This window comes from Bacillus sp. Hm123 (genome assembly GCF_051842975.2).
Taxonomy (GTDB): Bacteria; Bacillota; Bacilli; order Bacillales; family Domibacillaceae; genus Bacillus_CE.
This window is the reverse complement of record NZ_CM200277.1, coordinates 2,217,061-2,236,804: the sequence shown is the minus strand read 5'-3', so window position 1 is coordinate 2,236,804 and position 19,744 is coordinate 2,217,061. Positions and strand designations below refer to the sequence as shown.

21 protein-coding genes are annotated in these 19,744 nt (G+C 38.9%); 16 read left to right on the top strand and 5 right to left on the bottom strand.

Annotation, left to right across the window (positions count from 1 at the left end):
• The first annotated feature begins 4 nt into the window (after positions 1 to 4).
• From ACSVDJ_RS11610 to pstB, 5 genes are all read left to right on the top strand, one after another.
• A complete protein-coding gene (locus ACSVDJ_RS11610; RefSeq protein WP_439169099.1) occupies positions 5 to 2,128 on the top strand; it encodes a peptidoglycan D,D-transpeptidase FtsI family protein in 2,124 nt (707 codons plus the stop codon).
• A 163-nt stretch (positions 2,129 to 2,291) separates the two neighbouring features.
• Positions 2,292 to 3,272 carry a PstS family phosphate ABC transporter substrate-binding protein gene (locus ACSVDJ_RS11605; RefSeq protein ID WP_439168884.1) on the top strand — a complete coding sequence of 327 codons (981 nt, stop codon included), beginning with the start codon at positions 2,292 to 2,294 and terminating at the stop codon, positions 3,270 to 3,272.
• 64 nt (positions 3,273 to 3,336) lie between these two features.
• Positions 3,337 to 4,305, top strand: coding sequence for a phosphate ABC transporter permease subunit PstC (pstC, locus tag ACSVDJ_RS11600; protein ID WP_439168883.1), 969 nt, complete (start codon positions 3,337 to 3,339; stop codon positions 4,303 to 4,305).
• Between the two features lie 36 nt (positions 4,306 to 4,341).
• Positions 4,342 to 5,196, top strand: coding sequence for a phosphate ABC transporter permease PstA (pstA, locus tag ACSVDJ_RS11595; protein WP_439169098.1), 855 nt, complete (start codon positions 4,342 to 4,344; stop codon positions 5,194 to 5,196).
• 36 nt (positions 5,197 to 5,232) lie between these two features.
• The gene (gene pstB, locus ACSVDJ_RS11590; RefSeq protein ID WP_439168882.1) at positions 5,233 to 6,033 is read left to right on the top strand and encodes a phosphate ABC transporter ATP-binding protein PstB; all 801 of its coding nucleotides are present in this window, start codon (positions 5,233 to 5,235) and stop codon (positions 6,031 to 6,033) included.
• 57 nt (positions 6,034 to 6,090) lie between these two features.
• On the opposite strand, the gene ACSVDJ_RS11585 is transcribed toward pstB, so the two are convergent.
• A complete protein-coding gene (locus tag ACSVDJ_RS11585; protein ID WP_439168881.1) occupies positions 6,091 to 6,564 on the bottom strand; it encodes an endolytic transglycosylase MltG in 474 nt (157 codons plus the stop codon).
• 4 nt (positions 6,565 to 6,568) lie between these two features.
• Positions 6,569 to 6,922, bottom strand: coding sequence for a hypothetical protein (locus tag ACSVDJ_RS11580; RefSeq protein WP_439168879.1), 354 nt, complete (start codon positions 6,920 to 6,922; stop codon positions 6,569 to 6,571).
• Positions 6,923 to 7,069: 147 nt separating this feature from the next.
• Between ACSVDJ_RS11580 and ACSVDJ_RS11575 the strand changes: the two genes are divergently transcribed.
• The 10 genes from ACSVDJ_RS11575 to ACSVDJ_RS11530 all read left to right on the top strand — a co-directional run bounded on the left by ACSVDJ_RS11575 (position 7,070) and on the right by ACSVDJ_RS11530 (position 17,335).
• Positions 7,070 to 7,750 (top strand): DUF4912 domain-containing protein, encoded by a 681-nt coding sequence (locus ACSVDJ_RS11575; RefSeq protein WP_439168878.1) that lies wholly within the window; start codon positions 7,070 to 7,072, stop codon positions 7,748 to 7,750.
• Positions 7,743 to 10,058: a glycosyltransferase gene (locus ACSVDJ_RS11570; protein ID WP_439168877.1), complete on the top strand. Its 2,316-nt coding sequence runs from the start codon at positions 7,743 to 7,745 to the stop codon at positions 10,056 to 10,058. Before ACSVDJ_RS11575 ends, ACSVDJ_RS11570 begins: the two co-directional genes overlap by 8 nt.
• Entirely contained in the window at positions 10,055 to 10,912 is an 858-nt protein-coding gene (locus ACSVDJ_RS11565; RefSeq protein ID WP_439168876.1) for a nucleotidyltransferase family protein, read from the top strand. Before ACSVDJ_RS11570 ends, ACSVDJ_RS11565 begins: the two co-directional genes overlap by 4 nt.
• A gap of 93 nt (positions 10,913 to 11,005) precedes the next feature.
• Positions 11,006 to 11,155 (top strand): 50S ribosomal protein L33, encoded by a 150-nt coding sequence (gene rpmG, locus ACSVDJ_RS11560; RefSeq protein WP_203361751.1) that lies wholly within the window; start codon positions 11,006 to 11,008, stop codon positions 11,153 to 11,155.
• 59 nt (positions 11,156 to 11,214) lie between these two features.
• Positions 11,215 to 11,784 (top strand): 5-formyltetrahydrofolate cyclo-ligase, encoded by a 570-nt coding sequence (locus ACSVDJ_RS11555; protein WP_439168875.1) that lies wholly within the window; start codon positions 11,215 to 11,217, stop codon positions 11,782 to 11,784.
• A gap of 67 nt (positions 11,785 to 11,851) precedes the next feature.
• Complete coding sequence (locus tag ACSVDJ_RS11550) at positions 11,852 to 13,042, top strand: rhomboid family intramembrane serine protease (RefSeq protein ID WP_439168873.1); 1,191 nt, start codon at positions 11,852 to 11,854, stop codon at positions 13,040 to 13,042.
• Positions 13,043 to 13,078: 36 nt separating this feature from the next.
• A complete protein-coding gene (locus ACSVDJ_RS11545) occupies positions 13,079 to 13,288 on the top strand; it encodes a YqgQ family protein (RefSeq protein WP_439168872.1) in 210 nt (69 codons plus the stop codon).
• 5 nt (positions 13,289 to 13,293) lie between these two features.
• Entirely contained in the window at positions 13,294 to 14,256 is a 963-nt protein-coding gene (locus ACSVDJ_RS11540) for an ROK family glucokinase (RefSeq protein WP_439168871.1), read from the top strand.
• 223 nt (positions 14,257 to 14,479) lie between these two features.
• Positions 14,480 to 16,354, top strand: a complete 1,875-nt coding sequence (locus tag ACSVDJ_RS11535; protein WP_439168870.1) for an LTA synthase family protein — start codon at positions 14,480 to 14,482, stop codon at positions 16,352 to 16,354.
• Between the two features lie 96 nt (positions 16,355 to 16,450).
• On the top strand, positions 16,451 to 17,335 hold the full coding sequence (locus ACSVDJ_RS11530; RefSeq protein ID WP_439168869.1) for a M14 family metallopeptidase: 885 nt from the start codon (positions 16,451 to 16,453) through the stop codon (positions 17,333 to 17,335).
• A gap of 104 nt (positions 17,336 to 17,439) precedes the next feature.
• On the opposite strand, the gene ACSVDJ_RS11525 is transcribed toward ACSVDJ_RS11530, so the two are convergent.
• On the bottom strand, positions 17,440 to 17,616 hold the full coding sequence (locus tag ACSVDJ_RS11525) for a DUF2759 domain-containing protein (protein WP_439168868.1): 177 nt from the start codon (positions 17,614 to 17,616) through the stop codon (positions 17,440 to 17,442).
• 189 nt (positions 17,617 to 17,805) lie between these two features.
• On the opposite strand from ACSVDJ_RS11525, the gene ACSVDJ_RS11520 reads away from it, so the two are divergent.
• On the top strand, positions 17,806 to 18,438 hold the full coding sequence (locus ACSVDJ_RS11520; protein WP_439168867.1) for an MBL fold metallo-hydrolase: 633 nt from the start codon (positions 17,806 to 17,808) through the stop codon (positions 18,436 to 18,438).
• A 44-nt stretch (positions 18,439 to 18,482) separates the two neighbouring features.
• On the opposite strand, the gene ACSVDJ_RS11515 is transcribed toward ACSVDJ_RS11520, so the two are convergent.
• Together ACSVDJ_RS11515 and ACSVDJ_RS11510 are read right to left on the bottom strand one after the other, a co-directional pair.
• On the bottom strand, positions 18,483 to 18,725 hold the full coding sequence (locus tag ACSVDJ_RS11515) for a DUF2626 domain-containing protein (protein WP_094834092.1): 243 nt from the start codon (positions 18,723 to 18,725) through the stop codon (positions 18,483 to 18,485).
• Between the two features lie 79 nt (positions 18,726 to 18,804).
• Positions 18,805 to 19,494: a helix-turn-helix transcriptional regulator gene (locus ACSVDJ_RS11510; protein ID WP_439168866.1), complete on the bottom strand. Its 690-nt coding sequence runs from the start codon at positions 19,492 to 19,494 to the stop codon at positions 18,805 to 18,807.
• Positions 19,495 to 19,744: the final 250 nt, after the last annotated feature.

The following is a 19,744-nucleotide window of genomic DNA, read 5'->3' as shown; positions in this document are numbered from 1 at the left end:
GCGAATGAACATGATGTTCTTCGTTGTCTTTTTGCTTTTTTCTCTATTAATTTTCAGACTGGGAATTGTACAAATTGTCCAGGGGGAAGATTATCAAAGGAAAATTGAACGGACAGAAGACGTAACCGTGAATGCAAGCGTGCCAAGAGGGAAGATGTTTGATCGAGATGGAAAAGTGGTTGTCGATAATTTGCCACAAAATGCGATTACGTACACGCGAGCGAAAGGTGCAAAACAAAAAGACATGCTCAAAACAGCAACGAAATTGGCCGAGCTGATTGAGAAAGAAACGGATCAAGTGACAGAGCGTGATAAAAAAGATTTTTGGTTGATGAAGCACGAAGAAGAAGGAAAAGCGAAAATTACAGAAAAGGAATGGGCCCAACTTAAAGAAGGCGAAATCGAAGAGAAGAAGATTTATCAAATGCAAATTGATCGTATTACCGAAGACGATTTAAAAGAATTGACGGATGAAGAGCTAGAAATATTGGCGATTTACCGTGAGTTTACTACTGGATACGCAATGACGCCGCAAATTGTCAAAAATAAAGATGTGACGGAAGAGGAATATGCGGTCGTTAGTGAGAATTTAGCTTCCTTGCCTGGCGTGAATACAACGACTGATTGGGAACGTTCTTATGTGTACGATAATACACTAAAGACGGTGCTTGGTAATATTTCTTCTTCTAAGGAAGGATTGCCGAAAGAAATGGTCGACTATTATACGTCAAGAGGCTACAGTCGAAATGACCGCGTAGGAAAAAGTTACATTGAATATCAATATGAAGATATGTTGCGTGGCCAAAAAACAAAAGTGAAAAACATTACTGATAAGTCTGGAAATGTATTGGACTCTGAAGTCATTCGTGAAGGGCAACGCGGAAATGATTTAGTATTAACGATCGATATGGAACTGCAACAAGCCGTCGATCAAATTGTTGAAGAGGAATTAAGAAGGGAGAAAGCTGGCTATGGTCGCTACCTTCTTGACCGCGCATTTGTGACGATGATGGATCCGAATACAGGAGAAATCCTTGCGATGTCTGGAAAGAAAATTGAAACGAATAATGGCAAGACGGAGATGCTTGATTTTGCGCTTGGCAATATGACAACCTCATATGCGATGGGGTCGTCAGTGAAGGGGGCGACGGTGTTAACAGGGTTTATGACTGGTGTGAATCAACTAGGCCATCCTATTGCTGATGAACCGTTAATCATGAAATCTACACCTAAGAAAAGCTCCTGGTTTAACCGAAATGGCGGGAAAATATGGATGGATGAAAAATCTGCGTTAATGAAATCTTCTAACGTTTACATGTTTAAAACGGCTATAGAGATCGCTGGCGGAAAATATATTCGCAATGCGAGCTTAAAGCTTAATTTAGAAGATGGATTTACAACGATGCGACGCCACTTTGGGCAATTCGGTCTTGGCGTGCCTACAGGAATTGATTTACCAAATGAACAAGTCGGTTTTCAAGGGAAAATCAACCTTTCTGAGCCTGGAAAAATACTAGATTTTTCCATCGGTCAATTTGATACGTATACTCCATTGCAGTTAGCTCAATATGTTTCGACGATTGCGAATGATGGCTACCGGATGCGCCCGCATATTGTGAAGGAAATTCGCGAACCAGCGAAGGAAACGAATAAAGTTGGTCCAATTGTGAAGGAAATTCAACCAGAAGTGTTGAATCGACTCGACGTGACTCCTAATGAGCTCAAAAGTGTACAACAAGGGTTTCGAATGGTGATGACACAAGGAACAGCGAAGGATTTTGCTGTTAAGCCATATAGTCCTGCTGGGAAAACAGGAACAGCCGAAGGGGTATATGATGGGCCAAAAGGTGAACAATTTATAAAAAATGGTCAACAACTGCCAATGACATGGAATGTAACTCTCGCTGGCTATGCGCCTTATGATAACCCAGAAGTCGCTTTTTCAGTCGTTGTTCCGTGGGTATATGAGGGGAAAGGAACTTCTCAAATCAGTAAAACAATCGGTAAAAGAGTTTTGGACAAATATTTCGAGTTGAAAGCAGAAAGAATGAAGAACGAAACAGCTGATGTAGTCGTTGAACAAGATATACAGTTGAAAAATGACAAGAAAAATACAGAAGAAGAATAGCAAAAAAACGCCCGATTTTTCCAAAAATCGGGCGTTTTTTTGTATAAAAAGTCGATCATTTACAAAAGCTTAACATTACGTTAAAACGGAATTAATACTCCTTCGTTAATCTGTGTACTGTAGCAAAAAACAAAAACAAACATTTTTTAGGGGGAAATTAGAAATGAAACCAGTAAAAGTTCTTGCTGTATCTGCTATGCTTGGATCTGCTTTAGTATTAGGTGCATGTAACAGTGGCGGCACAGGTGGAGAAGAGTCAAAAAAAGAAAACACTGAGCAAGCGGGCGAAACAGATAAGCAGCTACAAGGTAACGTTCAAGTTGACGGATCTTCTACTGTTTATCCAATCATGGAAGCTGTATCTGAAGAGTTTATGATGGAGCAACCTGATGTAAAAGTAACTGTTGGTTTCTCTGGAACTGGTGGCGGATTTGAAAAATTCATCGCGGGAGAAACTCAATTAACTAACGCTTCTCGTCCAATTAAAGATGAAGAGAAAGCATCTTTGGAAGAGAAAAAAGTTGATTTCACTGAATTTAAGCTTGCGTTTGACGGTCTTTCAATAGTAGTGAACAAGGATAACGACTGGGTAGATAAACTAACAATCGAAGAACTACAAAAAATGTGGGTAGATAACGGCAAAGCGAAGAAATGGTCTGATATCCGTGAAGGATGGCCAGAAGAAGAAATCAAATTATACTCTCCTGGTACAGATTCTGGTACATTTGATTACTTTGATGAAGTGATCTTAGAAGAGCAACAAATCGATAAAGCGGCTACTTTATCTGAAGATGACAACGTACTTGTACAAGGTGTAACAGGAGATAAAAATGCGATTGGTTACTTCGGTTATGCGTACTACTTAGAAAATAAAGATAGCTTAAAAGTAGTTCCAGTTGATGGAGGTAAAGGTGCGGTTGAACCGACAAACGAAACGATTGAAAGTGGAGAATATGCACCATTATCTCGTCCACTATTCACATATGTATCTAATAAAGCTGTAGCAGAAGATGAAGCAGTATATAACTACGTGAAATTTGCTCTTGAAAATGCAGGCGCATTATCAGAGGAAGTTGGTTACGTGAAGCTTCCAGATGAAGAATATACAAAAGCATTAGAAACATTAGAAGGATTAAAGAAATAATTGTTCAGCGGATAAAGGATCATTATTCCGTAAGGTGGAAAGCGACTCCGCTTTCCACCTTACTATGGGGTTGAAGGGAGTATTCATTTTGAAAACAATCGAGAAGAAAATGAGCCCAGTTCAAGAATTGCTTGAGAAAAAATATAACAGCGGTTTTTTGAACAGAAGTGAAAAGATTATTCCAGTCATACTATTTATTATGGCTGCTGTATCGGTATTAACAACTATTGGAATTATATTCACATTGATTTTTGAAACATTTACTTTTTTTCGCGAAGTTTCGTTAGTTGAGTTCTTTACTGCAAAAGAGTGGTATCCATTCTCTGCATCTGAAGCGACATATGGTATTTTGCCATTAGTCATCGGAACGCTAAAAATTACAGCTATCGCTACATTAACAGCTGTACCGATTGGTTTAGGTGTTGCCATTTATTTAAGTGAGTATGCTTCAGACACAGTTAGAAAAGTTATGAAGCCCGTTTTAGAAGTGTTAGCAGGCGTACCTACTATTGTTTATGGTTTCTTCGCCCTAACATTTGTCACTCCTTTATTGCGATCGATGTTCCCTTCAGTGGAAATGTTTAATGCGATTAGTCCCGGGATTGTTGTAGGAATTATGATTATTCCGATGATTGTATCTCTTTCAGAAGATGCCCTTTCATCTGTTCCTCAAGCCGTACGTCAAGGAGCTTTAGCGCTTGGATCAACAAAGTGGGAAACGACTTGGAGAGTAGCAATGCCAGCTGCTTTATCAGGGATTCTTGCCTCCATTGTATTAGCCATTTCTCGTGCGATCGGTGAAACGATGATCGTAACCATTGCCGGAGGATCTACTCCGACTGCTTCACTAGATTTGACCGCTTCTTTACAAACAATGACATCTTACATTGTTCAAGTAAGCACAGGTGACGCAGGATTTGGTACAACGATTTATTACAGTATTTATGCTGTCGGTTTTACTTTATTTATTTTCACATTGGCTATGAATGTTTTAGCTCAGCGCATCTCTAAGCGTTTTAGGGAGGAATATTAAATGCAAAACGTCCAAAAACGGATTAATACAGATGAAATGGTAGGGAATATTCCTACACGTCTTATGAGGAATAACTTGTATAAAGGGATTTTCTTTGCAGCAACAGTTTTCACATCCATTATTTTAGTCGTCCTTCTTGTTCGAATTTTCTCGCAAGGAGCTGCTCATCTATCATGGGATTTCATGACGAATTTCGCTTCAAGGCGCCCGGAACAAGCTGGGATTAAAGCAGCATTAGTCGGAACGCTTTGGATGATGGCGGTCGTTGTTCCTGTGTCTACTTTATTAGGTGTAGGTGCGGCTATCTATCTTGAGGAATATGCGAAGAAAAATCGCATGACTAAATGGATTCAAATGAACATTTCCAATCTTGCGGGTGTACCATCTGTTGTTTTCGGTTTACTAGGATTGACGATTTTTGTCCGTATGTTTTTCCTTGGCAACAGTATATTAGCCGCAGGATTCACAATGAGTTTGCTGATTCTTCCAGTAATTATTGTTGCTTCACAAGAGGCGATTCGGGCAGTACCAAACGAGTTGAAAGAAGCATCTTTTGGACTTGGTGCTACAAAGTGGCAAACGATTTTACGAGTGGTTCTTCCGTCAGCTCTTCCGGGAATTTTAACAGGAAGTATCTTATCTTTCTCAAGAGCGATTGGAGAAACAGCTCCGCTTGTAGTTATCGGAATTCCAACATTTGTTGCCTTTTTACCTAAGTCTGTCTTTGACCAGTTCACAGCGTTGCCGATGCAAATTTATAACTGGACGAGTAGACCACAAGAGGAATTCCATTTATTGGCTGCGGCTGGTATTATCGTTCTCCTCATCATTTTGATCTTGATGAATTCTGTCGCCGTTTGGATTCGAAATCGTTATCAACAAAGATATTAACTCATACTGAAGCAAAATTAATTGGAGGGAAAATCAATGGCACTAGAGGTAGTGAAAGGTAAACAGAAAGCAGCTAATGAAAGCAAAGCTGTGTACAGTACGAAAAATTGTAATCTTTGGTATGGAGATCATCATGCCTTGAAAAATATTAATTTAGACATTAGTGAGAAGGAAGTTACAGCGATTATCGGACCTTCTGGTTGTGGGAAATCAACGTATATTAAAACACTCAATCGAATGATTGACCTTGTGCCAGGTGTGAAAACTACCGGCGTTATTGAATATCGCGGACGTGACATCTTCAGCAAGGATTTTCTTGTAGAAGAGCTACGTACGAGAGTAGGAATGGTATTCCAAAAGCCAAATCCATTTCCGAAATCAATTTATGATAATGTCGCTTTCGGCTTGCGTATTCATGGTATTACAGATAAGAAAATCGTTAGTGAAACGGTGGAGAGCAGTTTACGTGGAGCAGCTTTATGGGATGAGGTAAAAGATCGTCTTCATGATCCAGCTTACGGATTATCTGGAGGTCAGCAGCAACGTTTATGTATCGCGCGTTGTTTAGCATTAGAACCAGATGTTATTTTAATGGATGAGCCGACTTCAGCTCTTGACCCAGTGTCAACATTAAAAGTAGAAGAACTAATCCAAGAATTAAAAGAGCAATACTCGATTATTATTGTGACGCACAATATGCAGCAAGCTGCTCGTATTTCTGACAAAACGGCGTTCTTCTTAAGTGGTGAAGTTATCGAATTTAGCGATACAGAGATTATTTTTAATAGTCCTCAAGACGCTCGTACGGAAGATTATATTTCAGGAAGATTCGGATAAGAATAAAAAAAGGTTAGCAGTCATTGGTCTGCTAACCTTTTTTATTGAAGCTTCACTTTATTTAGTCGTTAAGACGACAGCGATTTGCTTCATCGTCATGGACGAGTAAAGTTTGTACTCACCGACTTGAATTTTTCTAGCGTAGTCATTGTCAGTCAGGAAGCTATTGAATTCTTCTGCGCTTTTAATGATTCCGGCTTTTTCAAGGGTCTCACCAATATCTGAAGAGGCCATACCAGGAGTAATTTGTAATGTATAATGAGACTCATTGCTTTTTTCGTTAGGTACGGTTTCTTTTTTTGTTTCGTTCGTTTTAGAAAGATCATCAACCTTTTTTTGAAGTTGGTCAATTGTTTTCTTTTGTTGGTCATATTCCGCTGTAGATAAAACAATATAATCTTTCTTTTCTAGTTTGTTGATGATCTTCTTATCTGTTATTTCAGAAGGAGAGGTCGTTTGGGAATAGACCAATAAGGCTAGCGAAGCAGTGAATAGTCCGGCTGCAAAAGCTCTTGTCGTTTGTTTATCCATGCCGTCACCCCTTTTGGTCCATATATGGTTTCAGTAGTTGTTGGACCTGTTTTGTTGACAGAGAAGATTGTTTGGCGATAGCGTCGATACTAACTCCTTGGTAATATAAGGAGATCACTTGGTTTTTTATGATGGCACTAATGTTTGTTTGTTCTTTATTTAATTCGATAGCGTCATCTAAAAACAGTTCCTCTTCTAATATTTTTATTTTTTGTTTTAGTTGATAGTTCTCTTGCAATTGCTGCATAGAAAGTTCTTCCACTTCTTTAGAAAGCTGCTTATAGCGATCTTTTTGAAAAAAGGAGAAAAGGAAAAAAACGGCTGCAGCAGCGGCAAGACCGATGATTAATCCGTCCATTTATATCGTCACCTCGATGTTTGATTGCTCATGTTATTTATATCACATTTAGTTAGTTTCTACTAGCTTCATTAGGGAAAAATAGTCATATTGCGACAATAGTGTACATTGTCGATCCTATCGGACAATGTTAGGATGAGAAGAAGAATGAAAATGATGCTGAATAGGGTGAGAATGTTGCAAGCGGAAATTATTAGGTTGAAAAATGAAGGGAAATCATTCCAAAGTATTGCTGATATATTAGGGATTTCGGTTGGCAAGGTTCGTTACCAATGGGAGAAGTTCCAGAAACAAAAAGCTCCGTTAGAGGACGAACCCTTTGTGTTCCCGTCTAAAGATGAAAAAATAGCCGGTTTTACAGCTGGGAGCCTCACTCTTATGCTCACTTCATCTAACCGAGTCGTTTGTCAATGGACATTGGAAGAGTGGTTTATTCGAGGGATCCAAAATGTTTTTCAACTATCTATGAATCAATCAGCTTATGACTTAAGATTGTATGATATATCAGACATTATGTTTAATGGAAATAATGCTCACCATATGTATAGCTTTAAAGTGCCAACAAACAGCAGTTATTGGTTTGTGAAAGGCTTGCAAAGGAATCGTTCCTACGTATGTGAGATTGGATGGTTGACACAGCACCAAGACTTCTTCCCGCTTCTTCGTTCAAATCCGATCCACACTCCTTATGAACAGGCTAATCAGCAATGGACGCTATACTCAACACTAGAAAGCTATCGAAATGATGAATTGGCACAACCACTTTGGGTCGAGCATATAAGCACGTATTCCTATTATGAACGTTCATTGGAGGAAGAGCATGAGTGAACAAAGGTTTCCTGTTATTTTACAGCCGTCTGTCCCTTTTCGTCCGTTCCTTTTGTCCAATCAAGAAGGGATGTTGTCCTATCTTCAAGAAGTACTTGAAGAGTATTTAGGATTAGTAGATTTATTGAAAAATCTACCTATCGATGCACATATTAGTGTTGTTTTTAATCCACTAATGATCAATTGGTTTCAAACATCTAGCTTTAAAGCAGCTGTAGAACATTATTTTTCGCGTGTAGATGATGAAAAGACTTCATTATTATATGAGCATTGGATAGAGTGGCGTGGAGAATTGCTAGAAGCGTTTCGCTATTATATGAAATGTGGCCGTTTAACAGCCTACCCGACAACGGTGAGTGATTTTCCTTTAACGCTTTTGCAAACGCCAGAGGCGATTAGCTACCAGTTGCAGCAAACCATTCAAATTTGGCAAGCCTGTTTTCAATGTATACCCAACGGTCTATGGCTACCAAAATGTGCATATACTTCAGGAATGGATGTATTGTTCAAACAATTTGGGATCACGTACATATTTCTTGACGATGATGCTCTTCCTCAAACGGAGGGAGCGGAGAAATATACGTATACGACTGCCTATGGAGTCGAAGTGCAACCGATTCGTGCCGTTGACTGTGACAGTCTATGGGAAATGGGTGGAAGAATAGCCATCTATCTTTCATTGCCGCAGTCTCCTTTTGCCCTCTTCCACAAGCTATTGAACTATATGCAATCAGCACGTTTAGAAGAGAGGATGGCTGAAGAGAAGCTCGTTCATGTTCCATTCAGCTATTTACATGCTAGTCAACGCCCTTTGTTGAATGATCATGCAATCGAGCGATTTATGCGAGCTTCTGAAATGGAACGAAAGATTGCTAGAGTAGAGAAACGTTTGTCTCATAGTGAAGAATTCTTGTTGCAAGCGCTTATACAAGAGTGGATGCATTGTTTATACGCGATTGCTCACGAAGCTTGTGAAAAGGAGCTTGTCAACTATTATCATGCATTTGATTATATATATGAAGGTATTTGTCAGGATCTTTGTGATTATGATTTTATCCAACAGCGATATGAGCGATTGTTGTTGGAAGCAAATGTACCTTTTCAAACAAAAGAAGATGCAAGTCATCATTTAACAGCAGAGAGAAAGGGAGTACTTTTATTTACTTGGGAGTATCCTCCTAGAATAGTTGGGGGCTTATCTCGACACGTACATGACCTGTCGATTTCACTTGTGAAGCAAGGGCTTGATGTTTACGTGGTTACGACTGCTACTGCAGATGCGCCCCATTATGAATGTCATGAGGGGGTTCATGTTTTTCGTACTGGCCCATTACATGCTGGTGAAGCTAATTTTTTAACATGGGTAGCTGACTTAAATGCGTGCATGCTTCGGAAGGCAGTGGAGTTAATTGGAGAAAAAAGAATCCAACTACTTCATGCTCACGATTGGCTTGTTAGCCACGCCGCTCTCGTTTGTAAAGATTATTTTCGTCTTCCGTTAGTGACGACCGTTCATGCGACAGAATATGGTCGTAGCCAAGGAGATTTTTCTAATATGCAATTAGCGATTAGTGAGATAGAAAAGCAATTGTTTAATCAATCCGATTGTTTAATCGTTTGTAGCCAGCCGATGAAAGAAGAGGTTCAAACGTATTATTTAGAGAAACCTAAGCCTATATTCACCATTCCTAATGGCGTCTTTTTAAGTGAGCAAAAAGGCATGGTGAGATGGAAAAACTCATCTCCTTACGTTTTTTCCATTGGACGAATGGTAAAGGAAAAAGGTTTTCATTTATTAATTGAAGTGGCTGAGAATATGTTGAAAAAGTGCAATATTCAGTTTATCATTGCAGGTAAGGGACCATTATTAGATTATTTTCGAAAAGAAGTAGAAAAACGGAATTTAGAGGGTATGGTTCAGTTCGTTGGATTTGTGACGGATGAAGAACGATGGCAGTTATTTACGGGATGTGAGATAGCTGTTTTTCCAAGCCTTTATGAACCGTTTGGTATCGTCGCTTTAGAGGCGATGGCAGCTCAAAAGCCTGTGGTCGCTTCGCGTACGGGTGGATTAAAGTCATTTGTGCAACATGAAGAGACGGGATTGTTATTTACTCCTGGAGATCAACAAAGTCTCCAGCTACAATTAGAACGGCTTTTACACGATCGAGAGTTAGCGGATCGTATGAGAATGAATGGCTATGATCTAGCGAAAACGGTTTATAGTTGGGAGAAGATCAGTGGACAGACGAAGCAAGTGTATGATCGGGCCATAGTAAATTTAAAGATGGAAGGTGTGCGCTCATGAAAGGAGTTATTTTAGCAGGAGGTAGGGGAGAAAGGCTAAAGCCTTTAACGGATTGGTCGCCAAAGCCGATGGTGCCATTACTAAATAAACCTCTGTTAGAATACAACTTAGAACTTTTCAAAAAGCAGGGGATTACCGATGTAACCCTCACCGTCTGTTACAAAAAGGAGAGCATTAAGCAGCATATTGGAGATGGCTCCCGTTTTGGTGTGAATGTTACTTATATTGAAGAAAAAAATCCGCTAGGAACAGCAGGTAGCCTTTTTCAGCATGCAGACCGCTTTAAGGAAACATTTGTTGTTTTGAGTGGGGATGCGTTGACGAATATTTCATTGGAAGAAGCGCTTCAGTTTCATCGGTCGAAGCAAGCGCTTCTGACGTTAGTTGCTGTGGAAGTAGAGAGGCCGGAAGAATTCGGTATTTGTTTAATCAATGAGGAAGGACGATTATTGTCCTTCCTCGAAAAACCAGAGCAAGAACAAGTGTTTAGCCATATCGTGAATACAGGCATTTACATTATTGAACCAGAAATTTTTGAGCGCTATCATTTTAGTGGGAAAGTCGATTTTGCGAAAGATCTTTTTCCTGTCATTTTAAAAGATTGTGAGAGAGTTTTTGTGTATCGCTCAGAAGCTTATTGGCAAGATATTGGGAACCCTTATCAGCATTGGTTGGCAGAAAAAAGGTTGAAAAGTGGAATTTCGGGAATAATCTCCACTCCTATACCATTAACTGCTCAAATCACTCACTATTCCACACAGTTTTTGAAGCGCTTTCATTTCCGGAATACCCTTTCACCTAGTTGGGCGGTTAAAAATAATAGACAATGGGCTATTAAAACGACCGAACAATAAAAATCAGACTAGCATTTACAAAAAAAAAGTGATATTATAGAAAAGTCGTAAAGAAGATACAAATGATGTATTGTAAAGTTTGGAGGGAAAAAGATGCGCGTAAATATCACTTTAGCTTGCACTGAGTGCGGTGATCGTAACTATATTTCTAAGAAAAACAAACGTAACAACCCTGATCGTCTTGAATTGAAAAAATATTGTTCAAGAGAAAAGCGTGTTACTACTCATCGTGAAACAAAGTAAGCAGCAGGATCCTTTTCCTGCTGTTTTTTTATATAAAAAAGTCAGGGAGCGTGTGAAAGATGGAGAAGCAGCTGTTACGGCGGAATATGAAAGAAGTACTAGCAAATGTGAGTAAGCTTGAGTATGAACAATACTCTTTTCAAATCGTTCAACGATTATGCTCGTCACCATTATGGCAAAGCGCAAAAACTGTAGCTGTTACCGTTTCACGAGACTTTGAAGTCGATACGTGGGCTTTGATCACAAGAGGCTGGGAAGAGGGAAAAACAGTCGTTGTTCCGAAATGTAATCCCACTGATCGAAGTATGACATATTTTCAGTTGACTTCATTTCATGAGCTAGAAACGGTGTATTCAGGCTTATATGAGCCTGACCCTGTTCAGACGAATAAAGTAGACCCTAGGATGATCGATCTATTAATTGTTCCTGGCCTTGCCTTTGATAAGAGGGGGTATCGGCTTGGCTTTGGTGGCGGATATTTCGATCGATTCCTGGAAAACTTTGAAGGGGAAACGGTCTCTCTCTTGTTTTCGCAGCAACTATTAACAGAAGTTCCTACAGAAGCATACGATTTACCTGTCCAACAATTGATAATGGAAAATGGTATTCATACTTGTTTTTCTAAATAAATAGAAGGCGAAATAGCCTAGGCTTTGCAGTCTCTTTATTGTTTCGTTATAGTAAAAGAGTAACAAAATGAACAAAGGCAGTGATGAGATGGGATCGAATGAAAATAATCTGTTTTGGAAGCTTGCTTATTTCTTTGTTGTGGAAAGAGATTACCAAATCATGACTATGGTTGACAATCGACAGGAGATGCTACTTGAGCACATAACGAATAAATCTGCTCAAGTGATTCGATTAGTCTGTGCAGATGTCGATTGGTCGAATCGTCTTCGTAAAGATATTGAACGCGTGTCTGCGATCGGTGAAGGAATCCGTAAGCAATTAGGAAAACGTCAGTTAAATATAGTTAATATTTATATCTCCTCTCATACCCCGCTTGATGATTATGAACGCTATACGAGCGAGCCCTTTTATTATCCGAAAGGTCAGAAAACAAAGGTGACATCGATTTTATTCAGTCAAGAGCGCCATAAGGAAACAGTAGATCAACTGAATGGGTTGTTTCGAGAGGCAATCGATCCTTCTTTTTTTGATAGCTGCTCCGATGAGGAAGGGTATGCGTATCAACGAGCGGTTTTGAGTTATTCTGTAAAGAAAACGGAAGAAGATCAAAAGCTATTTAATTATGCTACTCCGTTTTTTTCTTTTTTATTTATCGGTGTACAAGTCTTTGTTTTCATTTTGATGGAGTTAAGTGGAGGGAGTACCAATTCAGCTAATCTCATTCGTTTTGGTGCAAAGTTTAATCCACTGATTCTTGAAGGCGAATGGTGGCGCTTTGTTACACCGATGTTTTTACATATTGGCTTTTTACATTTGTTGATGAATACAGCGGCTCTTTATTTATTAGGGACAGCGGTAGAAAAGATTTTTGGACGACTTCGCTTTTTATTGATTTATTTGTTTGCGGGTTTTACAGGAACATTGGCGAGTTTTTTAATGAATGATTCTTTATCAGCTGGCGCAAGCGGCGCGATATTTGGCTGTTTTGGTGCGTTGTTATACTTTGGTACGGTGTATCCTAGACAGTTTGTTCGCACGATGGGAATGAACATTATCTTTATTATTCTCATCAACTTAGTGTTTGGATTTACGATGCCTGGCATTGATAATGCCGGACATATCGGCGGTTTAATTGGCGGCTTTTTAGCGACAGGTATCCTACAGCTACCGAAAAAGAATCGGATCGGTAGACAACTGGTTTTTCTAGTAGGGACGATGGTCCTAACGGCTGGTGCCTTATATATAGGTTTTAACTAATGGATGTTGAAAATTTAGTTTAAAGGGTTGGTGTCAATGAATACAATCTGGGATGTTCAACAGTTGTTAAAAAGGTTTGGTGTGTTTGTTTATATAGGAGATCGAGTGGCTGATTTAGAACTAATGGAAGCAGAATTAAAAGAGCTAAATCAGTCGCAACTCGTGGAACCGAGAGAATTTCAAATGGCCTTACTATTGCTGCGACATGAGATTCAAAAAGAAAAAGATAAAGTAAAGAACAGGTGAACGATGTGAGAACTTCATTAATTGCTGCTGTTGATCTTGGCGGAACGATGACAAAAATAGCGTTTATTAACACGAATGGAGACGTTGTAGTTAGTTGGCAAGTACCGACAGACGTTTCGGATCATGGAAAGCGAATCATCACAAACATTGCCCAGGAAATAAAGAAAAAATTATTAGAGTTGTCGATGTCGAAGGGGCAACTTCTTGGTGTAGGTGTAGGTGCGCCGGGGCCTTTTTCCGAGGATGGAGTGATGTATACAGCCGTTAATTTAGGTTGGGAGAACGATTATCCTTTAAAGGCTCTTCTTGAACAAGAGCTTGACCTTCCTGTTAGGGTAGAAAATGATGCTAACTGTGCAGCACTAGGAGAAATGTGGAAGGGTGCTGGTGGCGGAGCGAAAAACTTAGTGTGTGTCACGCTAGGAACAGGTGTCGGTGGTGGAGTGATCGCAAATGGTCAAATTGTTCGGGGGGCATATGGAGCGGCCGGAGAAATTGGTCATATGACGGTGATGACAGAGAATGGGTTGATATGTAACTGTGGAAAAAGTGGCTGTTTAGAAACGGTAGCTTCTGCAACAGGTGTTGTTCGACTAGCCTCACAACAGATAGAGGCGACAACGAAGGCCTCTCTTTTAAGAACGAAACAAAGTTTTAGCGCAAAGGATGTGTTTGAGGCTGCTAAGAAAGGAGATGAAATTGCTGAGTTTGCTGTTGATCGCTGTAGCTTCTATCTTGGATTAGCGTTATCTCATCTTGGTAACACGTTAAATCCTGATGTGATTGTAATAGGAGGCGGGGTGTCAAAAGCGGGAGAGCCACTATTGCAATCGGTTAGACAAACGTTTAATGAGTTTGCGTTTACTCCTGTTCGAAATTCAACCCGTATTCATTTGGCTACTCTTGGGAATGAAGCAGGTGTTATTGGCGCGGCTTGGTTAATTAAACAAAAGAACGATTCCATTTGAAGATTAGCATGAAAAAATTTAAGATAAAAAAACTCTATTTTCCTGTAAATGGAGTTTTTTTATCTTTGTTTTTTTATAGCGTAAACTACTATTCTACAAAATCTCTGTTTTATCTTGATTGCTTTTTTGTAAAAAAAGTATTAAGATTATCTATGATGTTTTTACAATTGCTAAATATAGCAAGTAGTGTAAGCTGTGAGGGCTGTACTAAGGAGGGTATTTAATGAAAGGAACCTTACGCAACAATGTGACATTAATTGCTGTTGCTGTTTTGTTCTTGTGGTTGAAGACATATTTTACTTATAAAACAAGCTTCCATATGGATATTGAAAACACTTTACAAGAGATTATTTTATTTATTAACCCATTGAGCTTTATTATGCTCGTGCTCGGAGTAGGTCTATTGTTTAAGAGCGATAAGGCAAGAAATCGTTACGTGATGATTACGAGCTTGTTCTTAACAATCTTGCTTTATGCGAATGTAGTATTCTATCGCTTTTTTAATGACTTTATTACGTTGCCGTTATTGTTTCAAACGAGCAACTTTGCTGATCTTGGCAACAGTGTAACAGAAGAGTTTAAATGGTACGATATTTTCTACTTTGCAGACTTAATTTTATTAGCAGTCATTTTAAAAGTGAAACCGAAATTTATTGCCTTTCGTTCGATGACAAAGACGAATCGCCGCGCCTTTTTTTTAACAGCGTTAGCGATGTTGTTTTTAAACTTAGGTTTGTCTGAAATTGAGCGTCCACAGCTTTTAACAAGAACATTTGATAGAGAAATGCTCGTTAAAAATATTGGGACATTCAATTATCATATTTATGATGTCATGTTGCAGTCGAAATCATCGGCTCAGCGTGCGCTTGCTGATGGTAGTGAATTAGCGGATATTGAAAACTATTCTGATGCGAATTATGCTAAACCGAATGATGAGTTGTTTGGTGCGGCTAAAGGGAAGAATGTGATCCTTGTATCAGTAGAATCTACGCAAGAATTTGTTATGAATAATACAGTGAATGGTCAAGAAATTACCCCATTCATGAACCAGTTTGCTAAAGAAAGTTTATATTTTAATAATTTCTATCACCAAACGGGACAAGGAAAAACATCTGATGGTGAATTTTTAGTTGAAAACGCCTTGTACCCATTGAGCCGTGGTGCGGTATTCTTCACTCATTCAGGAAACAAATACAACTCGATGGCTAAAAAATTAAGTGAAAATGGATATTTCACCAACGCGATGCATGCCAATAATAAAAGCTTCTGGAATCGGGACATCATGTACAAATCTCTAGATTATGAGCGCTTTTATGAATTAGGAGATTATGATGTCAATGAAGACAATAGCGTAAACTGGGGTATGAAGGATATTCCGTTCTTTGAACAATCGGTTGAGCATATGAAAGAAATGTCGCAACCTTTCTATTCGAAAATGATTACGTTAACGAATCATCATCCGTTTTATTATGATGAGGAAGATAAGTTCATTGATGAATTTACCTCTAAAGATGGCACAGTCAATCGTTATTTTGTGACCGTTCGTTATACAGATGAAGCATTGAAACGTTTTGTGGAGCAACTGAAAGCATCAGGTTTGTACGAAAACTCAGTGATTGTCCTTTATGGAGATCACTATGGTATTTCTGAGAACCATGATGAAGCGATGAGTGAATACTTAGGTAAAGAAGTGACGCCATTTGTTTCTACGCAGTTGCAAAAAGTTCCATTTATCGTTCATATACCAGGTGTTAAGGGAAGAGTGATTGACAGTGTTGGAGGTCAAGTCGATGTTCGACCGACATTGCTTCATTTACTTGGAATTAATACAAAAGATGATTTGCAGCTCGGACAAGATTTATTGTCTCCTGATCATGAAGATTTAGCCGTCTTCCGTGACGGACGCTTCGTTACGAAAGATTACGTGTATGCCGATAATAAATGTTGGGATAAAACGACGGAACAGCCAACAGAGAAAAAATATTGTGAACCAGCTATGGAAAAGGCTTCAACGGAACTGAATTATTCAGATCAGATTATTTATGGCGATTTGCTTCGTTTTTATGATCCGAATTCTGCCAAGAAACCTGCTCAATAATGCGAAAGAAAAGCTTGCCTATTATGGTGAGCTTTTCTTTTTTTGTTTAAAAAGTAGACAGGTTGTGCTGCATATAGTATAAAAAGGGGGGATTTCATGTCGTTTTTATGTTTTCAACCTTATGATTTTCAACGGCTATTAACAGATGTCAGTAAATTAAAGGGGAATTATTCATTTATTCGTGTATACGAGATTGGAAAGAGTGTAGAGGGACGACCAATATGGGAAATCAAGATGGGGGAGGGGAAAAGAAAAGTTCATTTTAACGGATCATTTCATGCGAATGAATGGATTACTTCTTCTGTATTACTTTCTTTTGTTAAGGAGTATGCAGAAGCGATTGCAAAAGGCGATGATATAGGGGGAGTCTCATCACAATTATTATTCAGTGAAAATAGTTTGTCGATTGTTCCGATGGTTAATCCTGATGGAGTAGAGTTGGTGATTAACGGACCTTCATTAAGAAATGAACAACAAGTGTTAGCGATTAATAGTGGATCTACTGAATTTTCAGGGTGGAAAGCGAATATTCGTGGAGTGGATTTGAATAATCAGTATCCTGTCGGTTGGGAAATTGAAAAAGAAAGAAAATTGCCTAAGTCTCCAGCTTCACGTGATTATCCGGGAGGTCGCCCATTAAGTGAACCGGAGGCTATCGTTATGGCTGAATTGCAAATAAGGGAGCAATTTGATCGCGTCCTTGCCTTTCATACACAAGGAGCAGAGTTTTATTGGGGATATAACGATAAAGAGCCAGAAGAGTCGAAACGGCTAGCTAAGCGGTTTGAGCGAGTCAGTGGGTATGAGGCGGTTCGTTTCATCGATAGTCATGCGGGATTTAAAGATTGGTTTATTCAAGAATACGAGCAACCAGGATTTACAATCGAACTTGGGAAGGGATGTAATCCACTGCCACTTACGCAATTAGCAGCTATTTATGAAGCTACAAGAAGTATTTGTATAGCAGCTTTATTAGAGTAAACGAGAAAAGAGCTGTCTTTAAAGCATTCAGCCCTTCCTTTATCAGAAAAGCAAGCGCTTTATTAAGACAGCTCTTTGGCAATCCAATCATCCTTTTTAGGATTTTAGTGCCCCCCAGGATAGCCAGAACTAATAAAGGTCATAATTGTAAACCATCCGAACACACCGACAGTTCCAAGGCCAAAAATAATCCCTAGCAAATTTTTGTTTTTTAAAGCACCCCATGAACTGAATACGGCAAGAATTGCAACGAGACCGAAAATAATAACTAAGCCGTTCATTGTCCCAACCCCTTTCTTGTTCTACTTAATATTTACAAAGTTTATAATAACTATGTAAAACAAGTACATACACACCATCATTTTATATTTTTTTTCAATGTTTGTCGAGGTGCAAGATGGATAGTTCTTTAAATCAAGATGAATGACTGGTACGATAAAAGTATTCCAGTAGAAAGGTGTGCCGAAAATATGAATTGGACACAATTGCCGTTAGGGACATTGAAAACGAATTGCTATGTACTTTCAAATAGCGAAAATGAATGTATTATTTTTGATCCAGGAGCAGAGGGAGATCGGCTAGTAGAATGGTTAAATGCCAATGAACTTTCACCGTTAGCTATTTTATTAACCCATGCTCACTTTGATCATATCGGGGCTGTAGATGATGTACGAAATGCATTTAATATCCCGGTCTATCTCCACGCTGAAGAAAAAGATTGGTTAACAAATCCTGCGTTAAACGGTTCAGAATTTTTCCGTATGGGAATCGTTCATGCGAATTCGGCTGATCAAATTTTGACGAATGAAGAGGAAATTAAGATCGGAAGTTTTCATTTTAAATTATTTCACACGCCGGGTCATTCTCCGGGAAGTGTTTCTTATTATTATGAACAAGGTCGTGCGATTTTTTCAGGGGACGTTCTTTTTCGGGGAAGCATTGGACGAACAGATCTCCCTAACGGAAATCACGATCAATTAATTGAGAGCATTCATCGCCACCTTCTATCTCTTCCAGAAGAAACGATTGTCTTACCTGGACATGGACCGGCAACAAGCATTGTAGAAGAAATGGAAAGCAACCCTTTTTTAAATGGATTCTAACAAAAAAACCAGCCACTGAGAAGTAGGCTGGTTTTTCTGAGCACTTAATGCCCAGCTCCTGGAGTTACCATAAACGTAGTCCAGTACGTGAAACCTGCGAAGAATACCGTTAAGTATCCTGCAAATACATAAATATACATTCGTTCAGTTAATTTTAAATAGCTCAATAATAAGAAAAACCCCGTTTGACCTAAGAAGATTAGAGCAGTAATATTCATGTGTCCAAGATAAAACATGACTGAAAAGATACCTGTCCAAAAAGCTAAAACACGAAACATCCGATCCATTACGTACCCCCCTTTATTCAACTCTCCATCAAATCTTATTATAATGGAACAATCATGCAGTTGTAAACGCTTCTTTCCGTTACTTTATAACGATTACATGGTAGGTGCAGTCTTTGCATCCGTCTGTCATGCTAGCGGTTTGTTGAAATGATAACTGTTCAAACAAGTTGTCAAATGCTCCTTTTAAAAAAGCGATATGTATTTGACAGGTGAGTTCACTTTGTCGTTCTACCGATTCTTTAAAAGGGCAGTTATACAGTGTGAAATGAATATGCAGACCATCTTCTTTTTCCTCCGCTGCTGGAATGTATCCAGTCATTGCGGAAATTTCCTGCAACAGCTGTAATTTTTCCTCACTTGATAATGCTCTTTGTACGTTTAACTTTTGCCTCATCGTTTTTTCACCGAAGGAATAAGCGACTTTTTTGGCTTCTGTCATACCTAGCTCGCCGATAGAGGCAAGGGTTGACAAGGCAATATTCGCAAGTAGTTGAAAATCTCTATGTGGAAAAGAGAGCTGGACCGACTTATCGGAAGGTTTGTACAACTTTCCTGGTCTGCCGCCTTTTCCAGATTTGTGTAAATAAGAATCAATTACTTCGATATCCTCTAATTTAGACAGATGTAGTCGTGCGACATTCGGATGAATATTAAATTGTTCAGCAATATCTTGCACCGACACTTCCTTTTGATACTTGATCATATACTGATAAATTGAAAACCTGGTGGAATCGGCTAGTGTGGCGGTCATTTTTAATGTTTGTTCCATTTCAAACACCTCTATATTGTTTATTATGCCCATTATAGTCAACAATCAATCAGGACGAAATGATAAAAGTCATACATTAAAAAATGGAAATCAACTTGTTGTGGGTTATCATCCTGAAGTATTAAGAGGCTTAACAAATAATAAGTAGCACATGAAGATGATGCTTCTTTATCTTTTTATGAAAAAATTTCGAAAAAAAGAAGGAATTGCAAGATTGCCGTCGAAATGAGTTGGGGAGTCAAAGTGAAAG

What these genes read in the sequence shown, in the direction of transcription:
- ACSVDJ_RS11545 (WP_439168872.1), top strand. Translation starts at nt 13,079, where the DNA reads ATGAATACAATCTGGGATGTTCAACAGTTGTTAAAAAGGTTTGGTGTG.
- ACSVDJ_RS11550 (WP_439168873.1), top strand. Translation starts at nt 11,852, where the DNA reads ATGAACAAAGGCAGTGATGAGATGGGATCGAATGAAAATAATCTGTTT.
- ACSVDJ_RS11575 (WP_439168878.1), top strand. Translation starts at nt 7,070, where the DNA reads ATGAAAATGATGCTGAATAGGGTGAGAATGTTGCAAGCGGAAATTATT.
- ACSVDJ_RS11515 (WP_094834092.1), bottom strand. Translation starts at nt 18,725, where the DNA reads ATGGATCGGATGTTTCGTGTTTTAGCTTTTTGGACAGGTATCTTTTCA.
- ACSVDJ_RS11525 (WP_439168868.1), bottom strand. Translation starts at nt 17,616, where the DNA reads ATGAACGGCTTAGTTATTATTTTCGGTCTCGTTGCAATTCTTGCCGTA.
- ACSVDJ_RS11555 (WP_439168875.1), top strand. Translation starts at nt 11,215, where the DNA reads ATGGAGAAGCAGCTGTTACGGCGGAATATGAAAGAAGTACTAGCAAAT.
- ACSVDJ_RS11585 (WP_439168881.1), bottom strand. Translation starts at nt 6,564, where the DNA reads ATGGATAAACAAACGACAAGAGCTTTTGCAGCCGGACTATTCACTGCT.
- pstA (WP_439169098.1), top strand. Translation starts at nt 4,342, where the DNA reads ATGGTAGGGAATATTCCTACACGTCTTATGAGGAATAACTTGTATAAA.
- ACSVDJ_RS11535 (WP_439168870.1), top strand. Translation starts at nt 14,480, where the DNA reads ATGAAAGGAACCTTACGCAACAATGTGACATTAATTGCTGTTGCTGTT.
- ACSVDJ_RS11610 (WP_439169099.1), top strand. Translation starts at nt 5, where the DNA reads ATGAACATGATGTTCTTCGTTGTCTTTTTGCTTTTTTCTCTATTAATT.
- pstC (WP_439168883.1), top strand. Translation starts at nt 3,337, where the DNA reads ATGGGGTTGAAGGGAGTATTCATTTTGAAAACAATCGAGAAGAAAATG.
- ACSVDJ_RS11580 (WP_439168879.1), bottom strand. Translation starts at nt 6,922, where the DNA reads ATGGACGGATTAATCATCGGTCTTGCCGCTGCTGCAGCCGTTTTTTTC.
- ACSVDJ_RS11520 (WP_439168867.1), top strand. Translation starts at nt 17,806, where the DNA reads ATGAATTGGACACAATTGCCGTTAGGGACATTGAAAACGAATTGCTAT.
- ACSVDJ_RS11565 (WP_439168876.1), top strand. Translation starts at nt 10,055, where the DNA reads ATGAAAGGAGTTATTTTAGCAGGAGGTAGGGGAGAAAGGCTAAAGCCT.
- ACSVDJ_RS11570 (WP_439168877.1), top strand. Translation starts at nt 7,743, where the DNA reads ATGAGTGAACAAAGGTTTCCTGTTATTTTACAGCCGTCTGTCCCTTTT.
- rpmG (WP_203361751.1), top strand. Translation starts at nt 11,006, where the DNA reads ATGCGCGTAAATATCACTTTAGCTTGCACTGAGTGCGGTGATCGTAAC.
- ACSVDJ_RS11530 (WP_439168869.1), top strand. Translation starts at nt 16,451, where the DNA reads ATGTCGTTTTTATGTTTTCAACCTTATGATTTTCAACGGCTATTAACA.
- ACSVDJ_RS11605 (WP_439168884.1), top strand. Translation starts at nt 2,292, where the DNA reads ATGAAACCAGTAAAAGTTCTTGCTGTATCTGCTATGCTTGGATCTGCT.
- pstB (WP_439168882.1), top strand. Translation starts at nt 5,233, where the DNA reads ATGGCACTAGAGGTAGTGAAAGGTAAACAGAAAGCAGCTAATGAAAGC.
- ACSVDJ_RS11510 (WP_439168866.1), bottom strand. Translation starts at nt 19,494, where the DNA reads ATGGAACAAACATTAAAAATGACCGCCACACTAGCCGATTCCACCAGG.